Raw genomic sequence first — 22,326 nt, 5'->3', positions numbered from 1 at the left:
TTTTGATAAGAAACATGCATAGAGCGAATATATTTTATCATTCGCCAAGTTAAACATTTCCATTCTTTCTCTTTTACGGCATCTTGATATGTGATACATTTTTTATAATTAGGGTTATTATATATGAATTATTCAGACATGTCACGAAAAATTTCTTTATTAATTAAACGCTTTTAAGTAATAAAGCGCCATTAAGCCATTTTATGGCATAAAACAAAGAAGGTGTTTCGCTTTGTACGATCAAAAAAAGCTTTTTGCTCTCGATATCGGTACGCGTTCTGTGGTTGGCATTATACTTGAAGAACACGAAGGCCAGTATCATGCTAAAGATATTGTAGTAAAGGAGCATGCTGAACGTGCAATGTTAGACGGGCAAATCCATGATGTCTTAGCTGTTTCAAGGATTATATCAGAAATCAGGGATGAACTTGAAGCAAAACATGGCACTCTAAAAAAAGTATGTGTCGCTGCAGCAGGGAGAGCTTTAAGAACGGAGAGGGCCCAATCCTCCATTAATATTAACGGAAAGCCGATGATGCAAAAACAGGATATCCTTCATCTTGAATTAAGCGCTGTTCAGCGGGCCCAGGCAATAGTTGCCGAAAAACATGAAATTGAAAAAAGCTATTATTATTATTGTGTAGGTTATTCTGTTCTTTACTACCGCCTGGATGGGGAAGAAATCGGCAATTTGATTGACCAGCAGGGAGAAGAGGCTTCAGTAGAAATCATTGCTACTTTTTTGCCAAAGGTTGTAGTCGAGTCCCTTATTTCAGCTCTCCAGAGAGCGGGGCTTGAAATGGAGGCTTTAACCCTTGAGCCGATTGCAGCGATTAATGTACTTATTCCGCCGTCCATGAGGAGATTGAATGTGGCTCTTGTAGACATTGGAGCCGGTACCTCGGATATTGCCATTACAGACATGGGAACTGTTATTGCTTATGGCATGGTGCCTATAGCAGGCGATGAAATAACAGAGGCTATCAGCGACCAGCTACTATTGGATTTTCCGTTAGCCGAAAAAGCCAAAAGAGATCTTCATGTCCATGATACCATTACAGTGACAGATATTCTTGGATTTGAAACAGAGGTCAGCAAAAAAGATGTTGTCGAACTGATTTCCCCGTCATTGGACCGCCTGGCAGATTCCATTTGCAGCGAAATCTTGAGTTTGAATAATAGGCCCCCAAAAGCCGTTATGCTTGTAGGAGGCGGAAGCTTAACTCCAGATCTTCCTGCCAGAATAGCCCGGAAACTAAGCCTTCCTGAGAACAGGGTTGCTATCCGGGGAATAGACGCTATAAATGGGCTGACTGTCTCTCACATAATTGACAAAGGACCGGAACTTGTCACCCCAATCGGGATTGCCATTGCTGCACAAAAGTCTCCTGTCCATTATTGTACTGTCTACGTCAACGAGCAGTCAGTCCGCCTATTTGAGGTTAAAAGACTCACAGTAGGAGATTGTCTTTTGGCCGCAGGCGTTAAAATGAATAAATTATATGGAAAACCAGGCCTTGCCATGATTGTTAGTGTAAACGCACAAAACATAACAATCCCGGGCGGCCATGGAGAAGCTCCAGCTATTTTACGGAATGGAGTTTCAAGTTCACTGGATGAACAAGTTGCAGCTGGAGATCAAATTACAGTTAAAAGAGGCAGAGACGGTCTTCCCGCTGAAGTACGGATTGGGGATTTAATTGATGATATTCCTGTTAAGTCTGTGACCATTAATAGCCAAAACCATACCATCCAGGCTGAAATCACGTGTAATGGTATACCTGCTGCAGCTGATCAGGTTTTAAGGGATAGAGATAAAATAGAATGCAGGATTCCTGAAACAGTTGAAGAAATCTTAAATGCCTTAAGCTTAAGAGAACCGCTAAAAGAGCTAAAGCCCTTTCGGTTCAATATGAATGGAAAAGAAACCTTTCTGCCGCGCCTTTCCGGGAGAATTTTTCGAAACGGCTTGGAGGTAAAACCTCAACATACGGTAGAACATGGAGACAATCTTTTGATTGAAAAAAGAGGTACACCAACCGTAAAAGAAATAGCTGAATTAAAACAGCTAATGCTATCGCAAAATATCCCTGTTATTTTCAATGGCAAGAGGATAAAGATTTCCAGAACCATGACTGAGTTTCAAAGACAAGGAACAGCCTTATCAGAGAACGACAGAATTTATGATGGGGATGTACTTACTGTCGTACACAAAAAAGTAAACCCATTTATTTTCCAAGATTTATTTAACCATGTTGAGATTGAAATGCCTGCAGATTCAACCGGCAAATTTATTCTATTAAGAAATGGGGAAAAAACGACTTTTCATGATCCGATTGAACCGGGTGATGATCTCAAAATTGTCTGGCCTGCTATTAATAAGAAGGACTCGAATCTAAAGCCTATATAAAAAACGGCACCTCTAACTGTTGGATGAGTCTAACAATTGGGGGTGCCGTTTAAATTCGGATGTTTATTTATTTTCTTCCAAAGCTTTCTCAAGGGAATCATATGTGATTTTCCAATGTGAAGCATGCCATGCCACATCCCCGTTATTAAACAAAATGGCTTGGGGGGATTCATGTTTTATATGAAAAGTCTCCGCTATATGATTGGATAATGGGCGATCCTCCTGGACAACTAAATAATAAATGTTCAAATCTTTGTGCTCGTTTGCAAAGCTTTCGTATTCTTCATAAGCCGCTCCGCTGACCGGGCATGTTGAGCTGTGTTTTAAAAGCAGCAGCTGCTCTCCTGACTTAACGGCTTGATCAAATGCTTCATTGCTATCAAATTTTTTCATCTTACTACCTCCTCAATTAGAAAAGCGCAGGCGCCGGAGCTGTATCAAAAAATAAATAACGGTGAAGTAATAGTATCACTTCACCGTTTTTAAAACAAATTTATTGATTGTACTTTTGTTCAGTTTCGTCAAAGGCCTGTTTTGTTTCTTCGAGCTTCATTTGAATTTCTGCATCATTTACTGGTGCATTGCCTTCTGGCTGATCCCCTTCAGCATTGATGCTCTCTGAAGCCAAATCGCTGGCTCCTTCAGCAGCACCATTTTCAGAAGCCTGCCCATTGGCATTTTGGCTTTCCTTCATACTTTTCACTTTATTGACGATTTCATTTGACTGCTTTGTAACTGTTTGGGTGAGAGCATTTGTTTTTTCTTTTGCGACAGTCGCGAGCTCAGTTCCCTTTGTCATTGCTGTTTCACGAAATTGGCCTGATTTTTCTTTTAAGACTGACGCTTTCTCGTTTAGGTCGCTCTGAAGCTCTTTACCTGATTTAGGAGCAAGGAACAGGGCAGTTGCAGCGCCAACCATGCCTCCTATTAAAGCGCCAATCATAAAGTCTTTCGTATTGATATTTTCCTCTGATTTTGTCTGGTTTACCTCAAACTGGTTACGGTCCTGGCTATTCATTCTTTTTTCCTCCTCGATTTCTAGTACCTTGCTCTCTCTCTTTGGCGTTCGGGCGGAAGCATTTGTTTCTCCTCGACATTATACTGATAAGGGTCATCTTTTCTCATTTTCCACTTATCCTTAATTTCAAGTAGAACATTGCTCCACTGTACCACCTGTGAGATTTTATCTTTATTTTGTTCAAGCTGTGTGTTTACAGAAGATGTAATTTTCTGAATAGATCCGTTAAATCTGCGGACAGAGTCTCCAACTTCCTTAACCGCGGTTACTACACTGTTCAGGTTTTCAGACTTTTGCTGAATGTCTGTTGCCAACGTATTGGTCTTATGTAGCAGGACCGTTGTTTCCTTTGTTACTCCATCCAATTGCTTTTCAAGACCTGCTAGCGTGTGAGATACATTATCCAATGTTCCCTGTAAGGATTTCAACGTTTTAGCCAAGTAAATGACTAAAACTAGGAATGCGATAGCAATTACTGCCACACTCAAATATAAAATAATTTCCACTTCATACACCTCCGGTTTTCTGTATACTAACTTTTACCCAGATGCACTGCCTCTAAACCAGGCGTACATTAATAGATTCCATTTCCAGTAACCAATATCCTTCTATTATTCCTATTTTCCCTTATCAAAGTAAATCTTAGCATAGTTGGAAAAGATTCAACAAAATCTTAATTTCGGTTACAATAAGATTTGTCGGAAAAAATAATTTTTGGAGGGATTTAGGCTATGAAAGATCCTCGTATAGAAAAGCTGGCTAAGAATCTAATCAATTATTCTGTCCAGCTGCAAAAAGGCGAGAAAGTCCTTATTGAAAATTTCGGGCTGCAAAGAGAACTGGTAACCGCCCTTGTTAAAGAAGCATATGCGGCAGGTGGATATCCTTTTGTTTTATTAAAAGACCACCAGGTTGATCGTTCTCTGCTTTTAGGAGCGCAGGAGGAACAATTTAATATGATGGCTGAGTTTGAAGCCAATGTGATGGCCAAGATGGATGCTTACATAGGGCTGCGCTCAGGAGATAACATCAATGAACATGCAGATGTGCCTGATGATAAAATGAAAATTCATGGTTCTACAATCGGAAAAAAAGTTCATAGAGAAATTCGTGTACCAAAGACGAAATGGGTTGTTCTGCGCTATCCTAACTCATCCATGGCCCAATTAGCTAAAATGAGCACGGAAGCATTTGAAGACTTCTACTTTGATGTTTGTAATTTGGATTACGGTAAAATGGACAAAGCAATGGACAATCTTGTGGAATTGATGAATAAAACCGATAAGGTTAAAATTACTGGGCCTGGAACAGATTTGTCATTTTCTATTAAAGACATTCCGACTATCAAGTGTTCAGGCCAGATGAATATTCCAGACGGAGAGGTTTATACGGCTCCGGTACGCGATTCAGTTAATGGTGTTATTACATATAACACTCCGTCTCCATACCACGGTTTTACTTTCGAAAATGTAAAGCTGACATTCAAAGACGGGAAAATTGTTGAGGCGGAAGCCAATGACAGAGAACGAATTAATAAAATTTTTGATACAGATGAAGGTGCACGATATGTCGGTGAATTTGCAATCGGTGTAAATCCGTATATTCTTCATCCAATGCAGGATATCCTATTCGATGAAAAAATTGACGGCAGCTTCCACTTCACACCAGGCCAATGCTATGACGAAGCATATAACGGCAATAAATCCAACATCCATTGGGATATGGTAAATATCCAGCGCCCTGACTACGGCGGCGGGGAAATCTATTTTGATGATGTGTTAATCCGCAAAGACGGCCGTTTTGTGATTCCTGAACTGGAAGCGCTCAATCCTGAGAATTTGAAATAAATAAAGGCCTTCTTTAAAGTTTGTTGTTTTTTAATAGGTGTTTGTGAAAGCAAGCAGTTCGTAAATAAGTTGATTGAAGCGGAAATCGACCGCTCTTTCATTTTGTAAATAGCAGCAAAGTTTTGCGAAAACAGCCTAAATAAAAAAGGATGCAGCCAAATGGCGCATCCTTTTTTTATAGTTGGTTTTCATATGCCTGCTGGAACTTTTGAATATCTCCGGCTCCCATGAACATAATCACGCCATTTTCATGATTTTTTAAAACTGCTGTTTCTTCTTCGCTCAAAATCTCTGCATCTGGAATTTTAGCTTTTAAATCATCTATTGTAAGCTTTCCGTGGTTCTCACGGGCAGATCCGAAAATTTCGCAAAGATAGACTTTGTCGGCTAAATTAAGGCTAGCTGCAAAATCATCAAGAAACGCTTGAGTCCTCGTAAAAGTATGAGGCTGGAATACAGCCACTACTTCCTTTTCCGGATACTTTTGCCTTGCTGCTTCTACAGTAGCTTTGATTTCTGTTGGATGGTGGGCATAGTCATCAATAATGACCTGTGATCCCACACTTTTTTGGGAGAATCTTCTTTTTACACCCTCAAAGGAAAGAAGCTGCTCCTGAACAATTTTTGCATCTATTTCTTCGTAATGGCATAAAGCGATAACAGCCAGAGAATTCAAAACATTGTGATCTCCATATGCTGCAATGGAGAATGTTTCATAGAAGGTGTTACGGACAAATACATCAAACGTAGTCCCCTCTGTTGTTTTCACCACATTGCGTGCCTGGAAATCATTATCTTCTCCAAAGCCATAAAATACGACAGGCACCTTAGCCTGTATTTTTTGCAGCTGCTCGTCATCTCCGCATGCAAAAATCCCCTTATTCACTTGCCATGACATCTCCTGAAATGCAGAGAAAACATCATCAATGTTGGCAAAGTAATCAGGGTGGTCAAAATCAATATTTGTCATAATCGCATAATCAGGGAAATAAGAAAGAAAATGCCTTCTGTATTCGCAAGCTTCAAATACAAAATATTCCGCTTCTTCGTCCCCTTTGCCCGTTCCATCTCCAATAAGGAATGAAGTTGGTTTTGCGCCTCTCATCACATGCGCAAGCAAGCCTGTAGTAGACGTTTTCCCATGAGCCCCAGTCACCGCAATGCTCGTGAATTTCTTCATAAAATCACCTAAAAAACGGTGGTAACGCACAACAGGCAAGCCAAGCTTCATTGCTTCCTCAATCTCTTCATGAGTATCCGGATATGCATTTCCTGCAATCACCGTCATACCCGGCTGTATATTTTCCTTTTGAAAGGGAAGGATCTTATTCCTGATTTTTCAAGGGCCACCTGAGTAAAAAAGTGTTTCTCAAAATCGGAGCCTTGAACCTGATAATTCATATCATGCAGAACTTGCGCCAATGCACTCATTCCAGACCCCTTAATACCGACGAAATGGTAAATAGTCATATAAAGAACCTCCAACCATCGTATATCTGTAAAACAGTATATGACATATATCTAGATTTGCGCATATCCCCTTAGAGGACATGCTCCAATGACCGTGTTTCTAAATGCTCAAAAAGCGGGAACATTTAGTCCTCTTTATGAACACACACTTTAATGTATTGCATCATTATAACATTATTTATATATAAAAACTATGTAACGTATTGCCAGCTAATTTATTCCCTAAATAAAAAATATAAAACATTTGTCTTTAAAAAGGCTCTCCACGTTAATTCAGGGAACTTTAGTTTTGCCTCCGAATAGGCTTCCAGCATTCTATCTATTGTAACTTTATCCTTAATAGGCAAGATAGGCCCCATCGCAATGTCAAAAATCTGTATCGGAATTTTTCTGATAAAAAACCATTCTCCAGCTGACCTATCAGGCAATCCACATGCATATGCCTCATTTGAAACGGACTTTCATGTTCTGCCCCAACAGCCGTTATTACATTACGGTCAATCTTTTTGACCCTAATTGGTTCCATGGCAGATGTTAAAAAGAGAGCCCCTTGAATTAAATCGGGCTCCGAAAGCTGCCGGGAATTATTTTTCAGGAAGAGGCTGAACATCGTTGAACCTTGGATCGTTTTATAGTCAAACAGAAACCAAGTCTGAAATACTTCATTTTGCAAAGGCGTAAAAGCAGCTTCAGGAGAAAGGCCGAGCGTCTTTCGGAATAGATGCTTTGCCCGGACCTTCTCTCTGATATTTGCGGTCCGTTCTGTATAATCTCCGGCTAGTGTATATAGTTGAACCGCATTTTTCTCTCCTTGTAGCTGCTTGGTCTCACGGAAAGAATTAAGGTCCAAAATCGAGCCTTCCATATCCATACAGGATGCTCCTTACTTTGTTTGTAAATATTACGGTTTGCTGATTGTGCCAGCCCCTATTTTATTCAACCTTTTCAAGGCGAGGGTTCGGACGATAACGCCGGCCAGCCTTGGCTGCGTGTTTTCCATCAATCATGACATTGTCACCGGTAAACCCGGTTGTGATTTTGAGCAAGCTGCTTCCGACTCCATAGGTGTCAACAGGTACACCCTGCTCTTCAAATTCGCGGATACGCGATTCGGTAAAACCTCCGCTAACCACAATTTTCACATGGTCGAATCCTTCATCATCCAATGCTTTTCTTAAAGCAAATATCAGCTCAGCATTTACTCCGCGAGGGTCAAACGTTCCCAGCAGGTGCTGGTTCCTTAGGAAATACTGGTCAATCAAGGTTCTCGAGGTATCTACTCGTACACCTTTAAGCTCATCTCCAAAGGCTCGTGCCACCTTCAATGAATCAGTAATTGCATCATTGTTGTAATCAACCAAAGCAACCAGTTCGTCTTGCGGGAAGGTCCCCTGATAAGCCTTTGTGGCAGCTACGATGTCACCCTCAAACATTTGGATCAGTGCATGGGGCATAGTCCCCATTCCCTTCTTGCCCCACCATTCGTTCATGGCATGCGTAGCTTGTGCTGTTGCCCCCCCAATGAAGGCTGCATATCCGTCGCCAGCCTGAGTAATATAATGGTCATCACGATCTCCCATGAAAATGACCTGTTTTTGAACCCCTGATGTACCTGCAGCTTTAACCACATTATATACATTCGTTGCGACCGAAGTTCTTCTGGCCAAAATCCCATCAATGATACCTTCCAGGTAACCAAAATCCTGGTATTTTCCTGTAATCGTCAGCACTGTTTCAAAGGGAGAAATCTTATCGCCATCTTTTAAAGAATGAATTTCCAATTCGTCCGGACGGTCCGCAAACGTTTTAAGCAGAGCAATCACTTCATCTGTCCCGCACAAAACGGCGTGATTCTTCTGAAAAAACTGCATTGTTACAATTTTATCCTCATGATATTTCTTAACAATTTCCCTAGTCTTGAGAAAATAAACTGCTGAAAACCAGCCATCCCTAACACGTTCATCAAATTTAAAGGTCTGGTTAGTCAAACGTTTGATTTCCCCTTTTACCTTCATCTCAATTTCCTTCATCCCTAAAGCTCCTCACAGACAATAAAGAAAGCGATTGTACCTGCTGGCCCTGGCGTTTTCAAGGGGCAGGCTCTAAAGCTGGACAGCAGGCAGCTTTAGAAAGCTTTCTTTTTTTATAAAAGTAGTTATATCTATTATTTAAAACATGCAAGTAAAGAATACCATGGATTAATTTAATGTACTAGTGTCTTGTATAGATTCGAGGTCGGCTTCGGTAATGAGGACGTCCCTTGGCTTGCTGCCTCTATTCTCTGAAATAAAGCCTTGCTTCTCCATCATATCAATCAGGCGGGCTGCTCTGTTATAACCGATCTTGAACCGTCTCTGCAGGCTGGAAGTAGAAGCCCCTCCCTGATCAACGACAAACTCGCATGCTTCAATAAACAGCTCATCCTCTTCTTCAACTACCTGGGCTTTTTTTAATAGCTCTTCCTGTTCAAATAAATAGTCAGGATCTCGTTCCCTGCGCACATGCGCTACCACATCATCAATTTCTTTATCAGAAACGAATGTGCCCTGCAGGCGCACTGGCTTGGACGTTCCATTTTCAAGGAAAAGCATATCTCCGCGGCCCAGCAGTTTCTCAGCCCCGCTTATATCAATAATGGTTCTGGAATCAATCTGGGATGATACGGAAAAGGCAATTCTTGTTGGAACATTTGCTTTAATTAACCCTGTAATAACATCTACGGATGGACGCTGGGTAGCGATAATCAGATGAATTCCGCATGCCCGCGCTTTTTGGGCTATCCGGCAAATCGCCTCTTCTACATCTGCCGGAGACATCATCATTAAGTCTGCCAGCTCATCAATCACGATGACCATAAATGGCAATTTTTCTGAGTAGCGTTTATGCTCCTCTGCCAATTCATTATAACGATTTATATCCCTGACTCCTGCATGTACGAACAATTCATATCTGCGTTCCATCTCTTCGACAGCCCATTTCAACGCAGCCGTAGCCGCTTTTACATCTGTAATCACAGGGCTTACTAGATGAGGGATCCGGTTATATGGAGCAAGTTCCACCATTTTTGGATCAACCAGCAGCAGTTTTAGTTCATCAGGGCTGGCTTTGTATAGCAAGCTCACAAGGATTGTGTTAATGCAGACACTTTTACCAGAACCTGTTGCCCCGGCAATCAATCCGTGCGGCATCTTTCTTAAGTCGGTTACGATCGGCTTTCCTGAGATATCAAGCCCTAATACAGCCGTTAATGGAGATTCGCTATTTTGAAATTCCGGCGTATTGATGATCTCCCTGATAAAAACAGGCCGGCTGCTTTGGTTCGGAACCTCGATGCCAATTGTATGCTTGCCTGGAATTGGAGCCTCAATGCGGATATCCCTTGCAGCAAGGCTAAGTTTAATGTCATCTGAGAGATTCGTAATTTTGTTCACCTTAACACCCGGTTCCGGCTGAACTTCAAATCTCGTAACAGAAGGCCCTTGCGTTACATTGACTACCCTTGCCCTGACATTGAAGTTTTTCAATGTCGAGTTTAACATTTGCTCCTGCTCATACAGCCAATCGGAAGTCTCTTCTTTGATTACAGGCGGTGTCAGCAGCGATCTGGACGGAAACTCGTAATAAGAGATTTCATCTTCCTCTTGGAGAGTAGCTGCTTCAGGCTGCTTGTCCTCAAATGCTTGTGATGACGGTACTTCAGCTAGGCGCGCTGTCTCTGTATGAACATGGCTTTGATCCTCAGCTTGCTCTACAGCTGCAGCGGATTGCTGGAAACTCTCTACAGGGAATCTTGTGATATTACTTTTTTTTTGCTGCTCTTCTGCAGGCTTGTTGTGTGATACGCTTTGCTGATTTAGTTTTTTCCTGTCATTGTTAAGCATAATGACGTTAAACGGAATAGTACCTCTGTTTGAAGGCTTTTTCTCTTGTTGACCTTCGTCTGATGTCCCGGCCTGTGCCTGTGCCTGTGCCTGTGCCTGTGCCTGTGCCTCTGCGGCGGGTTCTGCTTTTGCAGAAGAATTAGATGTAGCAGGATCCCGCTCAAGCTCTGCACTTTCATTCTGTTCGGATGCAGCTGATTGAACGGGCTGCACAGTATTTTCGGCTCCCTGTTCAAGCTCGCTTGATGCATGATTTGTTTCGATTACAGTGTCTGCTGGATGTTTATATTCTTCCAGCTGATCAGGCTTGGCTTCCTCTACGATTTCAGATTCCTGCTGTTCTTCGGAATCGGGCTGTTCTTCGGAATCGGGCTGTTCTTCTCCAAAAGTTTCTGCATGCCAAACTTCTTCTTCCTTCTTGGGCTTTTCATGGACTATTGTTTCAGGTTCCTGCTGTATGTGTTCGCTGGTTTCTGGCATATGAGCCAGTTCTTCTACTTTGGAAGTCAGCTCTGAACCTTTCGGATTTACTTCTGCTGCCTCTGCTTGCCTGGCTTCCCACGAATGTTCATCCATAGGACTGCTGAAATCCAGTTTGACGCCCTCCTGTATGTGGCCGGTTTCACTTGATTGCTCCGGCACTTCCTCTTCAAAAGTTAAGTCGGTAAAATCAGTGTCGTTTTGCACCTCAGTTTTAGGAACACTTACTTCATCTTCTGTTTCTAAAGATGTATGGTGGTTTTCCCCTCTTGGCTTAGAAACCGCTTCTGTAATTTCTTGCTTGTCACCCTGTACATTAGAGGCTTCCTCTTCTAAAAGAGCGTATTCCAGCAAATTGCTGATGTTTGCCTGAGCATAGTTTATATTTTTCGGAGTTGTTTCAAATCTGGCTCTTTCATCGTTTATGAACTTAGATTCGCCCAGGTCAGGGAGATTTCCTGCAGCTCTGCCTCTGAGGGTTGGTTTGTTTCAGAATGAGGCTTTTCTACTCCCTCTTCATCCGGAATTTCAAACATTAAGTCAGAGGCTGCTCCGATCGAATAATTGTTTACTGGATGTTCTTCCGTTTCTGATGCCTCTGCCTGTGTGTAAAAGGCCTCAATTTTATCGGAAATGGTGTCACCCTTTTCTTCTTTTTTTACGTTTTCTGCAGTACTCTTGGGTTTTTGCGGAGGTCTCTGCTGTATTTTGCGCATAATTTCATCATATGTAAGCTCCTTAGGTTTAAACTCATTTGGTTCATGATCTGATTTACTTTTTGCAGCACCTGAATTACGTCTCTCAAACCCATAAATAGGTGATGGAATTTCAGTTGGCTGGAAAGGCCTCTTCTTATTAGCAGCCTCTCTTTCATTCCTGGTTAGTATTTTTTCTTCCCTCGCTGCAGGAGGTGCAGTTTTTTTCTGTTGTTCACGTTCGACACTGCGCGGCTGCCGCTTTTCTGGCTTTCGCGCAGGGGCCTCTTGTTTTTCAACCGGACGAGGGCGGGGTCTCGGCCTTCTCTTCTCGCTTTCGCCTTCACCGTCAGGAATTACCGGAAAACGGAACTGGCCTTTAGGATATTGATAAAGCACCTTAGCATCAACATCTCTTGTGCTTTCTCTTGAACTCTCTCTTGTACTTTCTTTGAAACTTTTAGGTGGCTGTACATTTTCTTGCCCGCGTTCTTCTGCATATTCTTCTATACTTTCATATTCATCTTCATCGTGCTTGAACATATGGAAAAGTTTTTTTATCCAGCTCATTTATATCAACTCTTTCTATTAAGAACTTTATTAGTCTATCTTTCTTATTTTATCAGGTATTCACCGTTTTTGAATAATAAATGCGAGAATGAGTCCATTTAAAGGCAGAATGGGTAAATTTACAAACAAACTGCAGGTTTAAGGCATACTTTCGACTCAATTTCTGATGAAAGGTTCACAGGGATTACGATAAGACTTATTGCCCAGGTGTGATTAAAGCGATTCGTTGATATAGTTGCTTTTTTGATTGATATATCCTGAATTTCGTTGATATATTGGATTTCCGACCCACAGACAGCTACCCGCCTGCTCTCATCACTAAACCTATCATCCTCCGGATCCCCAAAAAGCAAAATCTATTTTAGAAGAAAATAAAATGGGATCACAGATCGTGATCCCATAAATAACTACTTCTTTTTATTTTTACCCAAGATGAAAATCGGTTCAAATTCTCCGTCCTCATATAAAAATGATAAAGAGGTGATTGGCACCCGGCCGCTTGCGAAGAAGCTCATCGTCATTTGGGCTAATATATCATAGCCAGTCTCATTTTTAATATCGGCAATAATCAAAACGTCCTGATGGGGAACAGCTACGGCCATGGATCCTTCCATTCTCCGCTCCATCTCTTTTATAAAAGCCTCATTTAGAATCCTGCTTGCATCATAACCATCATTTTTATTTAAGAAATAAAAGGTATTGCCTGCTACTGTATCAGTTTTCATATCTGTAGATAGAGACCGAACATTAAATAGCGCGGTTTCTTTAATTCTCTCAGGAACCCATCCTTCTTTTTCCATAAGCTGTTTGTCAATAAGGCGATAGGTATTGCCCAAATCAAGCGCATAATAAATACGTGTTTCAGCTGTGTGGTCATCCGTTAAAAACGGAACCCCTTCCTGAGATTCACTTGGGAATGAGGTGGAGCGAATCACGGGAAAAATGTTCTTTTCATGCCCCGATAACTGGGCGTCTTCCACCATCGCTTCAAGCCCTTCCTCAACATAGTAAACGACTTCGTCAATTGCCTTTTCTTTTTGTTCCTGCCACTTGGCAATGATGCCTGGAAGTGAAATGGTTATTCCCTTTCCAGTGTCTTTATTTTCAATGCGGAGCTGGTCCTTTTCCCTGTCAAAGGAGAAAGTACGATTTTCCTTTGCTAACCGCTTTTCCAATTCGTTCTTCATTTTCTTGCTGTCCATTTTCATAGATAAGCCCCTCCTTATGGGGATTGATTCCGATAAACATTTTACACTAAAAAACCCTCCTTCTCAAAAGAGACGCCGGAGGGTTTAAAAAAATGCTTATTTTTCAAGCGTTCCAATAAAATTCTCGATTTCTTCCTGTGTTTTTCTATCTTTGCTGACAAAGCGGCCGAGTTCCTGGCCATCCTTGAAACCGATAAAGCTCGGTATTCCAATTACATCAAGCTCAATACAAAGATCAATAAACTGATCGCGGTCTACATAGATAAAGTTATACTCATTATATTTTGCTTCAATTTCAGGTAATACCGGGTCAATAATCCGGCAATCAGGACACCAATCAGCTGAAAACATAAAAATATGTTTTCCATTCGCGCGCATTTCGTTAAATTGTTCTACTGATTCCAGTTTTTTCATTTCTTTTCTCCCCCTGTGTTGATCTTCATATCGCCGTATTGAATCCAACCCTTTTTCCTCATATATTCAGATAATATCAGGCTAATAAGAGCAGGTCCAATAAAATGCAATACGATTACCTTCATCCAAATGTCCGAACCAAACCCCATCGTTGTAAAAGTCATAATCTGGCCAACGAGCCCGCTTGTTCCCATGCCTGCTCCGGCTGCGTTATTTTCCATCAGCCATAGGGTCGTTCCAAAAGGTGCCAGGATCGCCCCTGCCAGAGTTGGCGGAATGAGAATCCGGGGGTTTCTGATAATATTGGCTACCTGCAGCATGGATGTACCAATTCCCAGTGCTATAAATCCGCCAACTTTGTTTTCCCTGAAGCTGCTGACTGCAAAGCCGACCATTTGGGCTGCACATCCGATCGTTGCAGCTCCGGCAGCAAGTCCATGCAAATCAAGCATGAGTGCTATAGCCGCTGAAGAAATTGGAGCTGTCAAAGCCAGCCCCATTAACACAGCAACAATGATGCCCATAATAATAGGCCTTTGCTCCGTACCCCACATAATCAGGCTGCCAAAGCTTTTCATTCCGTAATCAATTCCAGGCCCTATCAATGTTGCTACAAAATAACCCGCAGCAATCGTGACAAGCGGTGTCACAATAATATCCACTTTTGTTTCTTTGCTGACCAGCTTTCCTATTTCCGTTGAAATAACCGCTGCTACAAAGCTTCCTGCCGGCCCCCCAAGCGCGGCTCCTGCTGCCCCGCTGACAATCGCTGAAAAGATAACGAGCGGCGGAGCATTCAATCCGTATGCGACTGCAACTCCGATGGCAGGTCCCATTAGTCCCATAGCCATTACGCCCATTTCTGTCAGGTATTCATATCCAACTTGGTCACCGATTGTTTTAATAATTAACCCAATGATTAATGAAGCAAATAACCCCAGCGCCATACTGCTTAATGCATCAATAAAATATACCTTGGCTGAAAGGGTAACCCCTTTTCTATCAAGAAAGGTTCTCATCATTATCCCCCTATGTATACGTTTTACAACTATAAAGATAACACATGTCAAGACACTTGTTATAGAATTTTTAATCTTAATGTTATTCTTCTTTTCCGGAGGGCATTCTATGATACTTTACCTTTTTTATTTAGGCTCTTTTCTAAAAGGTTGTTGTTTTAAATAGACTTTGTAAATAAAATCATTGATAAATAAGTTGGTTGATTGGAGCGCAAGAGCGGGGCTCCTCGAAAATCCATTCGCATTTCCTTCGTGCGGTGATGATTCAGGGATGTTTATTCAAAGTCCAGCGGGAGGAGTGGGACAGGTGCCTGCACCGAGGATGCTCACCGCCCCCCCACGATTCGCTGAGCATCCTGGAGCGGAAATCAACCAATCCTCACTACTAGTTTAAAAAGCAACAAAGTTTGCGAAAACAGCCTTTATTTAAAACCAATCTAATACTGATATCCAAAATAAAAAAAGAAGGGCAAATGCCCTTCGTTTAGTTCTTTACCTTGACGGAGTTGACAATCTCCATCATGGTAGCGGCGTCAGATGATAAATGTTTGGTTTTCGATTGAGTGGATATTTTTACGCCGCCAATTCCGACGATCAGTTCATTTTCGTCTTTTTTATCGCTGTTGATTAATAGGAATCCCCTATGTCCATCTTTGGTATAGGTTTCATTCACATCATATTTCTCTATCTGCTTTACCGTTGCATCGTAGACAACTTTGCTTTCCGGGCCTTCATGAGGATTGTAAAATAGAATATACGTTTTTGATCCATTTTCTAAGATGATGTTATTAGGGCTTTCCTCTTTTACTTCCACCCCGAAAGGCAAATAATATTCTATATCTTCGTTCTTATGATTAGTCTTTTCAGATGTTTTGTTGAATGCTTCCTCTGCAGCATTCTTTGCGGCTGTTTGCTCTTCTTCTATTGATGCTGAACAAGCACTGAGCAGTAATACTGAAATAATAAAGAGCAAGGCTGCGTTGATTCTTTTACTCATACTAAAGTCCCCCCTTGCCAGGAAATCTATCATCCTTACTTATCATACATTTCTTCTTAATAGTCTGACAACCCTTCTTGTTGGAAATGACAGCCCTTTCAGTGCGTTACTTCTTAGAAGAAATGTTAAAATATAAGAATCATGCATAAAGGAGGAAAAATTATGGAAATAACCGTATATTTAGCGGGCGAAATTCACTCCAATTGGCGCGGGGAATTAAAAGAGAAAGCAAAATCTCTTCAGCTTCCCATTCACTTTTCAGGGCCAATGGAGAACCACGAACGTTCAGACATGATTGGCGAGGAGATCCTTGGGAAACAGCCTGATGCCATCTTCCGGGATGAAGCAGCTTCAAGCATCAATAATTTAAGAACACAGCTTCTTATGCAGAAATCTGATCTTGTGATTGCTTTATTCGGAGAAAAATATAAACAGTGGAATACTGCTATGGATGCGAGCGCAGCTGTTACTTTAGGCAAACCGCTGATCCTGATCCGTCCAAAGGAGCTTCACCATCCATTAAAAGAGCTTTCAAGCAAAGCCAATGTTACTGTTGAGACGGTTAACCAGGCATTAAAAGTATTATCCTATATTTTTGAAACCGAATAAAAAAGGGGGGTAGACATGGTGCTACCCCCTTTTTCTATATTCGTATTGTCCAATCAGCAACTTCATAACATGGGAGAACATTTCTGACCGATTTACTTGCCCATTCGTAAAGATCCCTACTGCCCCTTCATTATTGCGGACATTTATTTTTTTAGCGTAATCATCCATAACCGGTCCTAGCTCTTCGCCAGAAAGCAGTCTTGCCGAAATTTCTTCCGGAAGCGGAATCCTTGCTCCTCCCCCGATAATAGGAGGCTTGCCTTCCTCTGCCAGTGCACCCCAGTTGCATAGGAAAAGACCGTACTCTGTTTTCTGCACGCCTCCTTCAAGGCCAATGCCAATTTGACCTCCGGCTATTTCAAGCGCTCCAAATGCTCGATTGATTGCACCCTTAATGGTTTCTTCATCAGAAAAAGGCTGGTCACTTACGCCTGATGGCACGTCATACGGAATGATTCCGGCTTCATAATTGCTAAAAGCTGTTTGCACCGCCATAATTTTAGCCGGATTCTTTGAACCAATAATGATTTTCATAAGCTGCTCCTTTCTGGAAAAGCGCAAGCGCCTTGACCACCCCGACAATCACAAGAAGAGCTTCACAGGAAGGCGTTTTTAGCCTTATTGGGAGGATCAGTTTGTGACCTCAAGTGGTTAGGCGCTGCTCCTAAAAGCTAACGCTTTTAGGCGTGGGATGTTTAAGCTTCCGAAGTGTTCCCTGTTGAACTAGTCAATTCTTAAAGTTCAACATATTTTTTTCTAACTTATTGGAAAAAGAGACAGCATTTGCTGTCTCTAAAAGAATTAACTATTTTGGCGAATCGTTTCCACTGTAGAACGGTCACATGATTTAACAAGTTTTACAAGAAGCTCTTTTGCTGCAGCGTAATCATCCACATGCACCATAGAAGCATGGGTATGAATATAACGGGAGCAAATGCCGATAACCGCACTTGGGACACCTTCATTTGAGATATGAACTTTGCCTGCATCTGTTCCGCCCTGCGATACAAAATATTGATATGGAATGTTATGTGTTTCAGCTGTATCAAGAACAAATTCTCTCATTCCACGATGAGTTACCATCGAACGATCCAGAATTCGGAGAAGGGCTCCCTTGCCTAAATGGCCGAATTCATTTTTGTCGCCGGTCATATCGTTGGCTGGGCTCGCATCCAAAGCGAAGAAAATGTCAGGATTGATCATATTCGCCGCTGTCTGCGCACCTCTTAAGCCCACTTCTTCCTGTACAGTCGCTCCGGAATATAGGACATTTGGCAGCGTTTCGGCTTGGACTTCTTCCAAAAGCTCAACTGCCAAACCGCAGCCATAGCGGTTATCCCATGCCTTGGCCAATATTTTCTTTTCATTTGCCATTGGCGTAAACGGACAAATAGGAAGAATTTGCTGCCCTGGTTTTATGCCGATTTTTTTTGCGTCTTCCCGGTCATCAGCACCAATATCAATCAGCATATTTTTAATTTCCATTGGCTTGTTGCGCTTTGCTTCATCCAAAAGGTGCGGAGGGATGGAACCAATTACACCTGTAACGGGGCCATTGTCCGTAATAATCTGGACTCTTTGCGCAAGAAGCACCTGGCTCCACCAGCCGCCCAGCGTCTGGAATCGGATCATGCCATTATCCGTTATGGAGGTAACCATAAAGCCTATTTCATCCATATGGCCTGCTACCATAACAGTCGGACCGTTTTCATCGCCTCTTCTTACGCCAAAGATGCCTCCAAGCTTATCCTGGACCACTTCATCCGTATACTGACTGATTTGTTCGCGCATGAATTTTCGTACTAAATATTCGTTTCCGGGTGCTCCCGGCAATTCTGTCAATGTTTTAAAAAGCTGTAATGTTTTTTCGTTCATTTTTCTGCTCCTTTAACACTCGCATAGATTGGTTTTGAATTATGTATATTTCTATTTTACAGAACTTTCATACGGCTTGCCACCATTTCAGACAGCAAACTTCGTTCATAAAATTTATTCCCTTCTTTCAAAAGATTCATGAACAAAAAGGATAAGCAAGGGATAATTGACCGTAACGTCCAACTCGTCCAACCTGCTATTAGCAGTGAATGGAAATTCGCTTTATTGAAATACGTTATTTATTTTAGTGTTAGCCTTTTTTTGGTAAGATAGAAGTGTGTTAAAGTTATTCGAATTTTTTGGAAAACAACTCTTTTAAGATCCGCTTTTTTATCATCCGCTTTGGGAGGTACACTTATGAACTGGAAATCATTTATTTTAGGCGTAGGGGTTGGCTTGGCCGGCGGATACGCTGCAAGGGAACTGCTATCACAAAATGCTTCCGTTTCTCCGGAAAAAGCTTTGGCAAATGCAAAGGAAGCATTCAAACAGGAGGGGCCGATAAGCGGCTCGTGGATTCAAATGAAGGCTGAGCCCTATGAGAAGGGGCATTTGAAATACCAAGTATATAAAGGCGGCGTTTCAAGATTTTCCGGTGAAAAATCCGAGCAATACGAATTTATTGCCGATGCAGGGACTGGAGCAATTCTGGACGTTTTTCCGCTGCATTAAAAAAATCCCCGAATGGGGATTTTTATTTGATCTCTCTTTCCACTTTATCTGAAAAGCTTCTTCCTGTTTCATCCCATTTTACTGCGCGGTAAAATGCATCGTGGTAAAAGGTGAACCAGGCGTTATTTTTCAGTCCGTATTCCAACCATTTTTGTTTGGCACTGATTGAATCCATTGGATAATCATCGTAAGCCAGTACCCATAATACATTTTGGTGTGCATGTGTTGGCATGATATCAGCCATATGAACAATAATGTCTTTGCCGTCTTCTATGACGAGGATAGAATGCCCGTCGCTATGTCCGCCGGTATGCACCATTTTAATAGGACCAAGCGTCCATTCTCCTTCAAAAACCTCTACTTGGCTTTGTATTGCCTCCCAATTTTCTTTCCAATATGTATTTCTTGAACGAATATTCGGGTTTCTCATCTCTTCCCACTCAATTGCTGACGCAATGATTTTGGCATTAGGGAAAACAGAAACAAATCCACTGTCTGCAGGTTTTGTCAAACCGCATGCATGATCAAAATGAAGATGCGTCATTAGAATATAATCGATATCTTCAGGAGATAGATCCTGCTCAGCCAGATCCTGTATAACATTAGACTCTTCAAGCGCCCCAAAGTTACGCTTCTGTTTTTCATCCAGCTTGCCATTTCCCAATCCAGACTCCACTAAGATACTTTTGCCATCAGCTTGAATCAAAATGGGATCTGACCGCAATTCGATTTGATTTAGGTCATTGCAAGGATATTTTTTCGCCCATAACGGCTTAGGAACAACTCCAAACATCGCTCCTCCATCAAGATGCGTCACCCCGCCGCGAAGCCAGGTAAGCTTTATGTTTTGCAGTTCCAATGTTTCCATATTTCTCTCCTCCAAACCAGTGATCTAACTTTATAGTAACATTTAAGCTTTCATTTGTAGAAATATTTAAATTATTCACTGGATTAAAAAAGCCTACCCAAAGGGATAGACTCTAGCTTATCTATACTGCACTTCACATCTGTAGATGCGATTTCCTTTTGAAGAAAACTTCTCCTCATATTCAGTCATTATATTGCCTTCATATTCGCTGTTATGCAGATCAAGGCTCACATAAGTCAGCAGCATGCCGTATTCTGAAAAGCTCATTAGAGAAGATTCAAATAAGCCCTGGTTATCAGTCTTAAAGTGAATTTCTCCTTTATCGATGAGAATGTTTTCATATATTTCCAGAAAGCTTCTGTAGGTCAGCCTGCGCTTTGCATGGCGTTTTTTCGGCCAGGGATCTGAGAAGTTGAGGTATACACGGCCGACCTCGCCTTTATCAAAATATTCTTGCAGATCATTGGCATTTACATTTAACAGCTTAACATTAGGCAGTTCTTCTTCAATAATCCGGTCAAGAGCCGTCACAATAACACTGTCAGCCAGTTCAATCCCGATGTAATTGATATCCGGATTGGCTTTTGCCATTCCTGTGATAAAGCGGCCTTTGCCTGTTCCAATCTCAATATGAAGCGGCTGGTTCTTATCAAATGCTTCATTCCATTTCCCTTTATATTTTTCAGGTTCAGAGATCACATATTGAGGGTACTCGGCTAATTTATCCTTAGCCCACGGTTTATTTCGCTGTCGCATATTGACACTCCTAAAAATTAATATCGTTCAAAACAATATCATGCAAATTGCAGTGGTGCAACTTTATTTTACCTTGTCTGTTGTCTAAAGTGATTTATTGCTGATTATAGTTTAACCAAATGCCCCTGGAACAAATAAATTACAAATGACTCATGAATAAATTAAAAAGGAATCCACAACCTAAAGGTGAATTCCTTTTTGTTTTTCCCGATCGCAGTATGTCCTCAAGAAAATCAGTTGGTGAATCAAAAAGGCGCAAGTGCCAACTGCCGGCAAAGCCCAATTGATTCAAAATAACCAGCAGTGGGAGTTTCACTTATCTATCTTCAGATTCAGGAAGAAAGGGTGTTTGCAATGCCGCTTGGACAGCAGGATCAGTTAAATTTATTAAAAGATATATTAAGCAATCACCAGACAGATTGCTGTGGCTCTATTTCAGAATGTGAACAATTGGAACGGCTGGTTAAATCCTTAATGGTCAATGGCAATATTAATCAAAATGTCAAAACAGTATTAGAAGAAATATATGAGTACAGTCAGCATGGGATAAATTCTTCCCAGTTGGATAATCATATTGAATCCCATCAGAATGAATTATCTCAATGGGTTCATGATATCGATCAGTTTTCTTAATTTTACAGCAGTTCATCCAAAAATGAAATCCATTTATCCATTTCCTGGTACCTAAACTTATTTTTATGCCATTGGATAGAAGTCAATGTTTGAGCAATGACATACCATTTCATTCGAAGCATCAGATCATCAGTAAGTTCGATGCCATAACGTTCTACCCAATTAGGCCATTCCCCTTTTGGGATATACCAGTACAACAGCATCCCCAAATCTATGGCTGGATCTGCAATCATGGCTCCATCCCAATCAATCAAATACAGCTGGTTGTTTTCCGAAAGCAGCCAGTTGTTATGATTCACATCGCAATGGCATACTGTTTTTTCCTCACAATGGATATTAACAACCTCTTTTTTCAAGAAATCAATTGACTCAATGACAGCTCTCAGCTGCTTTAAATCGGAACCAAGTTCTTCCTCAATCATACGCAAAAGTGTTTCAGGCTGCAGCGGGGACTTTCCCATCCGTGTAAGCATCCCCAGCAAAGCATTTGAAGAATGAATTTTCTTCAAAAGCTTTGCAACGCTTTCCTGGTTCATGTCCCCTGCTTTAAGCTCTCTTCCATTTAACCATTGCTGAGCAGTAATGACATCCCCATTTTCCATCCTTTTCGTCCAGACGAGCTTCGGGACGATGCCTTCAGCAGAAAGAACCGCCAGAAAGGGCGAAGAATTCCTTTTTAAAAATAGCCTTTGCTCTTCATGCTGGGCATAAAAGGCTTCGCCCGTCGCACCTCCGGCGGGAACAATCTCCCAGTCATGTCCAAATAAATGTTCCAAAATTGTTCACCTGCAATTTAGTAAGCTATTTTTTCAAAAATAGCTTTAGTTGAAAAACCTACGCCCTGGTTAATGGCAATCAAAACTTATTTCTCCCGGCCGATCTGGAATGACCTATCCAGACAAAG

At 41.6% G+C, this 22,326-nt stretch carries 21 protein-coding genes and 1 pseudogene; 5 read left to right on the top strand and 17 right to left on the bottom strand.

Annotated features, from left to right (window positions below; genetic code table 11):
• The first annotated feature begins 232 nt into the window (after positions 1–232).
• A complete protein-coding gene (locus AC3ZVC_RS09325; RefSeq protein ID WP_490068046.1) occupies positions 233–2,410 on the top strand; it encodes a cell division FtsA domain-containing protein in 2,178 nt (725 codons plus the stop codon).
• 63 nt (positions 2,411–2,473) lie between these two features.
• On the opposite strand, the gene ytxJ is transcribed toward AC3ZVC_RS09325, so the two are convergent.
• The 3 genes from ytxJ to AC3ZVC_RS09310 form a co-directional block, all read right to left on the bottom strand.
• On the bottom strand, positions 2,474–2,803 hold the full coding sequence (ytxJ, locus tag AC3ZVC_RS09320) for a bacillithiol system redox-active protein YtxJ (RefSeq protein ID WP_490068045.1): 330 nt from the start codon (positions 2,801–2,803) through the stop codon (positions 2,474–2,476).
• A 100-nt stretch (positions 2,804–2,903) separates the two neighbouring features.
• Complete coding sequence (locus tag AC3ZVC_RS09315; protein WP_490068043.1) at positions 2,904–3,428, bottom strand: YtxH domain-containing protein; 525 nt, start codon at positions 3,426–3,428, stop codon at positions 2,904–2,906.
• 20 nt (positions 3,429–3,448) lie between these two features.
• Entirely contained in the window at positions 3,449–3,934 is a 486-nt protein-coding gene (locus tag AC3ZVC_RS09310) for a DUF948 domain-containing protein (protein ID WP_214729228.1), read from the bottom strand.
• Positions 3,935–4,159: 225 nt separating this feature from the next.
• Between AC3ZVC_RS09310 and AC3ZVC_RS09305 the strand changes: the two genes are divergently transcribed.
• A complete protein-coding gene (locus AC3ZVC_RS09305; protein WP_490068042.1) occupies positions 4,160–5,275 on the top strand; it encodes an aminopeptidase in 1,116 nt (371 codons plus the stop codon).
• 175 nt (positions 5,276–5,450) lie between these two features.
• Here the strand turns inward: AC3ZVC_RS09305 and murC are convergent.
• From murC to AC3ZVC_RS09260, 9 genes and pseudogenes are all read right to left on the bottom strand, one after another.
• Positions 5,451–6,745: pseudogene (gene murC, locus AC3ZVC_RS09300) on the bottom strand (UDP-N-acetylmuramate--L-alanine ligase).
• Positions 6,746–7,064: 319 nt separating this feature from the next.
• On the bottom strand, positions 7,065–7,616 hold the full coding sequence (locus tag AC3ZVC_RS09295; RefSeq protein WP_490068040.1) for a hypothetical protein: 552 nt from the start codon (positions 7,614–7,616) through the stop codon (positions 7,065–7,067).
• Positions 7,617–7,677: 61 nt separating this feature from the next.
• Positions 7,678–8,775, bottom strand: coding sequence for a nicotinate phosphoribosyltransferase (locus AC3ZVC_RS09290; protein WP_490068038.1), 1,098 nt, complete (start codon positions 8,773–8,775; stop codon positions 7,678–7,680).
• Positions 8,776–8,943: 168 nt separating this feature from the next.
• Positions 8,944–11,460, bottom strand: coding sequence for a DNA translocase FtsK (locus tag AC3ZVC_RS09285; protein ID WP_490068035.1), 2,517 nt, complete (start codon positions 11,458–11,460; stop codon positions 8,944–8,946).
• Between the two features lie 68 nt (positions 11,461–11,528).
• Positions 11,529–12,371 carry a hypothetical protein gene (locus AC3ZVC_RS09280; protein ID WP_490068032.1) on the bottom strand — a complete coding sequence of 281 codons (843 nt, stop codon included), beginning with the start codon at positions 12,369–12,371 and terminating at the stop codon, positions 11,529–11,531.
• A 407-nt stretch (positions 12,372–12,778) separates the two neighbouring features.
• Entirely contained in the window at positions 12,779–13,579 is an 801-nt protein-coding gene (locus AC3ZVC_RS09275; RefSeq protein WP_490068031.1) for a DUF1444 domain-containing protein, read from the bottom strand.
• 96 nt (positions 13,580–13,675) lie between these two features.
• Positions 13,676–13,993 (bottom strand): thioredoxin family protein, encoded by a 318-nt coding sequence (locus AC3ZVC_RS09270; RefSeq protein ID WP_490068028.1) that lies wholly within the window; start codon positions 13,991–13,993, stop codon positions 13,676–13,678.
• Positions 13,990–15,012, bottom strand: coding sequence for a PTS sugar transporter subunit IIC (locus AC3ZVC_RS09265; protein ID WP_490068873.1), 1,023 nt, complete (start codon positions 15,010–15,012; stop codon positions 13,990–13,992). The genes AC3ZVC_RS09270 and AC3ZVC_RS09265 overlap by 4 nt, the downstream gene beginning before the upstream one ends.
• Positions 15,013–15,496: 484 nt before the next feature.
• Positions 15,497–16,009: a hypothetical protein gene (locus AC3ZVC_RS09260; RefSeq protein WP_490068026.1), complete on the bottom strand. Its 513-nt coding sequence runs from the start codon at positions 16,007–16,009 to the stop codon at positions 15,497–15,499.
• Positions 16,010–16,171: 162 nt separating this feature from the next.
• Here AC3ZVC_RS09260 and AC3ZVC_RS09255 point away from each other — a divergent pair, with 162 nt between their 5' ends.
• Positions 16,172–16,618, top strand: a complete 447-nt coding sequence (locus AC3ZVC_RS09255) for a YtoQ family protein (RefSeq protein ID WP_490068025.1) — start codon at positions 16,172–16,174, stop codon at positions 16,616–16,618.
• A 21-nt stretch (positions 16,619–16,639) separates the two neighbouring features.
• On the opposite strand, the gene AC3ZVC_RS09250 is transcribed toward AC3ZVC_RS09255, so the two are convergent.
• Positions 16,640–17,152, bottom strand: coding sequence for a DUF84 family protein (locus AC3ZVC_RS09250; protein ID WP_490068024.1), 513 nt, complete (start codon positions 17,150–17,152; stop codon positions 16,640–16,642).
• Positions 17,153–17,419: 267 nt separating this feature from the next.
• Complete coding sequence (locus AC3ZVC_RS09245) at positions 17,420–18,493, bottom strand: M42 family metallopeptidase (RefSeq protein WP_490068023.1); 1,074 nt, start codon at positions 18,491–18,493, stop codon at positions 17,420–17,422.
• 357 nt (positions 18,494–18,850) lie between these two features.
• Here AC3ZVC_RS09245 and AC3ZVC_RS09240 point away from each other — a divergent pair, with 357 nt between their 5' ends.
• The gene (locus AC3ZVC_RS09240; protein ID WP_490068020.1) at positions 18,851–19,165 is read left to right on the top strand and encodes a PepSY domain-containing protein; all 315 of its coding nucleotides are present in this window, start codon (positions 18,851–18,853) and stop codon (positions 19,163–19,165) included.
• Between the two features lie 22 nt (positions 19,166–19,187).
• Here the strand turns inward: AC3ZVC_RS09240 and AC3ZVC_RS09235 are convergent, their stop codons facing one another.
• Both AC3ZVC_RS09235 and trmB read right to left on the bottom strand, forming a co-directional pair.
• Positions 19,188–20,033, bottom strand: coding sequence for a YtnP family quorum-quenching lactonase (locus AC3ZVC_RS09235; protein ID WP_490068018.1), 846 nt, complete (start codon positions 20,031–20,033; stop codon positions 19,188–19,190).
• Between the two features lie 117 nt (positions 20,034–20,150).
• Complete coding sequence (gene trmB / locus AC3ZVC_RS09230; RefSeq protein ID WP_490068017.1) at positions 20,151–20,789, bottom strand: tRNA (guanosine(46)-N7)-methyltransferase TrmB; 639 nt, start codon at positions 20,787–20,789, stop codon at positions 20,151–20,153.
• A 354-nt stretch (positions 20,790–21,143) separates the two neighbouring features.
• Between trmB and AC3ZVC_RS09225 the strand changes: the two genes are divergently transcribed.
• The gene (locus AC3ZVC_RS09225) at positions 21,144–21,422 is read left to right on the top strand and encodes a YtzH-like family protein (RefSeq protein ID WP_214728011.1); all 279 of its coding nucleotides are present in this window, start codon (positions 21,144–21,146) and stop codon (positions 21,420–21,422) included.
• A gap of 2 nt (positions 21,423–21,424) precedes the next feature.
• Here the strand turns inward: AC3ZVC_RS09225 and AC3ZVC_RS09220 are convergent, their stop codons facing one another.
• Positions 21,425–22,198: a phosphotransferase gene (locus tag AC3ZVC_RS09220; RefSeq protein WP_490068015.1), complete on the bottom strand. Its 774-nt coding sequence runs from the start codon at positions 22,196–22,198 to the stop codon at positions 21,425–21,427.
• Positions 22,199–22,326 lie beyond the last annotated feature (128 nt).

The organism is Cytobacillus sp. C11.1 (genome assembly GCF_058145115.1).
The sequence above is the reverse complement of the archived record's forward strand: the minus strand, read 5'-3'. Positions and strand labels throughout refer to the sequence as shown.

Excerpts from the sequence above, each read along its gene's own strand:
- AC3ZVC_RS09275 (WP_490068031.1), bottom strand. The coding sequence starts at position 13,579 with ATGAAAATGGACAGCAAGAAAATGAAGAACGAATTGGAAAAGCGGTTA.
- AC3ZVC_RS09240 (WP_490068020.1), top strand. The coding sequence starts at position 18,851 with ATGAACTGGAAATCATTTATTTTAGGCGTAGGGGTTGGCTTGGCCGGC.
- AC3ZVC_RS09225 (WP_214728011.1), top strand. The coding sequence starts at position 21,144 with ATGCCGCTTGGACAGCAGGATCAGTTAAATTTATTAAAAGATATATTA.
- AC3ZVC_RS09245 (WP_490068023.1), bottom strand. The coding sequence starts at position 18,493 with ATGAACGAAAAAACATTACAGCTTTTTAAAACATTGACAGAATTGCCG.
- AC3ZVC_RS09255 (WP_490068025.1), top strand. The coding sequence starts at position 16,172 with ATGGAAATAACCGTATATTTAGCGGGCGAAATTCACTCCAATTGGCGC.
- AC3ZVC_RS09265 (WP_490068873.1), bottom strand. The coding sequence starts at position 15,012 with ATGAGAACCTTTCTTGATAGAAAAGGGGTTACCCTTTCAGCCAAGGTA.
- AC3ZVC_RS09315 (WP_490068043.1), bottom strand. The coding sequence starts at position 3,428 with ATGAATAGCCAGGACCGTAACCAGTTTGAGGTAAACCAGACAAAATCA.
- AC3ZVC_RS09270 (WP_490068028.1), bottom strand. The coding sequence starts at position 13,993 with ATGAAAAAACTGGAATCAGTAGAACAATTTAACGAAATGCGCGCGAAT.
- AC3ZVC_RS09290 (WP_490068038.1), bottom strand. The coding sequence starts at position 8,775 with ATGAAGGAAATTGAGATGAAGGTAAAAGGGGAAATCAAACGTTTGACT.
- AC3ZVC_RS09250 (WP_490068024.1), bottom strand. The coding sequence starts at position 17,152 with ATGAAAATCATTATTGGTTCAAAGAATCCGGCTAAAATTATGGCGGTG.
- ytxJ (WP_490068045.1), bottom strand. The coding sequence starts at position 2,803 with ATGAAAAAATTTGATAGCAATGAAGCATTTGATCAAGCCGTTAAGTCA.
- AC3ZVC_RS09280 (WP_490068032.1), bottom strand. The coding sequence starts at position 12,371 with ATGAGCTGGATAAAAAAACTTTTCCATATGTTCAAGCACGATGAAGAT.
- AC3ZVC_RS09260 (WP_490068026.1), bottom strand. The coding sequence starts at position 16,009 with ATGAGTAAAAGAATCAACGCAGCCTTGCTCTTTATTATTTCAGTATTA.
- AC3ZVC_RS09305 (WP_490068042.1), top strand. The coding sequence starts at position 4,160 with ATGAAAGATCCTCGTATAGAAAAGCTGGCTAAGAATCTAATCAATTAT.
- AC3ZVC_RS09295 (WP_490068040.1), bottom strand. The coding sequence starts at position 7,616 with ATGGATATGGAAGGCTCGATTTTGGACCTTAATTCTTTCCGTGAGACC.
- trmB (WP_490068017.1), bottom strand. The coding sequence starts at position 20,789 with ATGCGACAGCGAAATAAACCGTGGGCTAAGGATAAATTAGCCGAGTAC.
- AC3ZVC_RS09235 (WP_490068018.1), bottom strand. The coding sequence starts at position 20,033 with ATGGAAACATTGGAACTGCAAAACATAAAGCTTACCTGGCTTCGCGGC.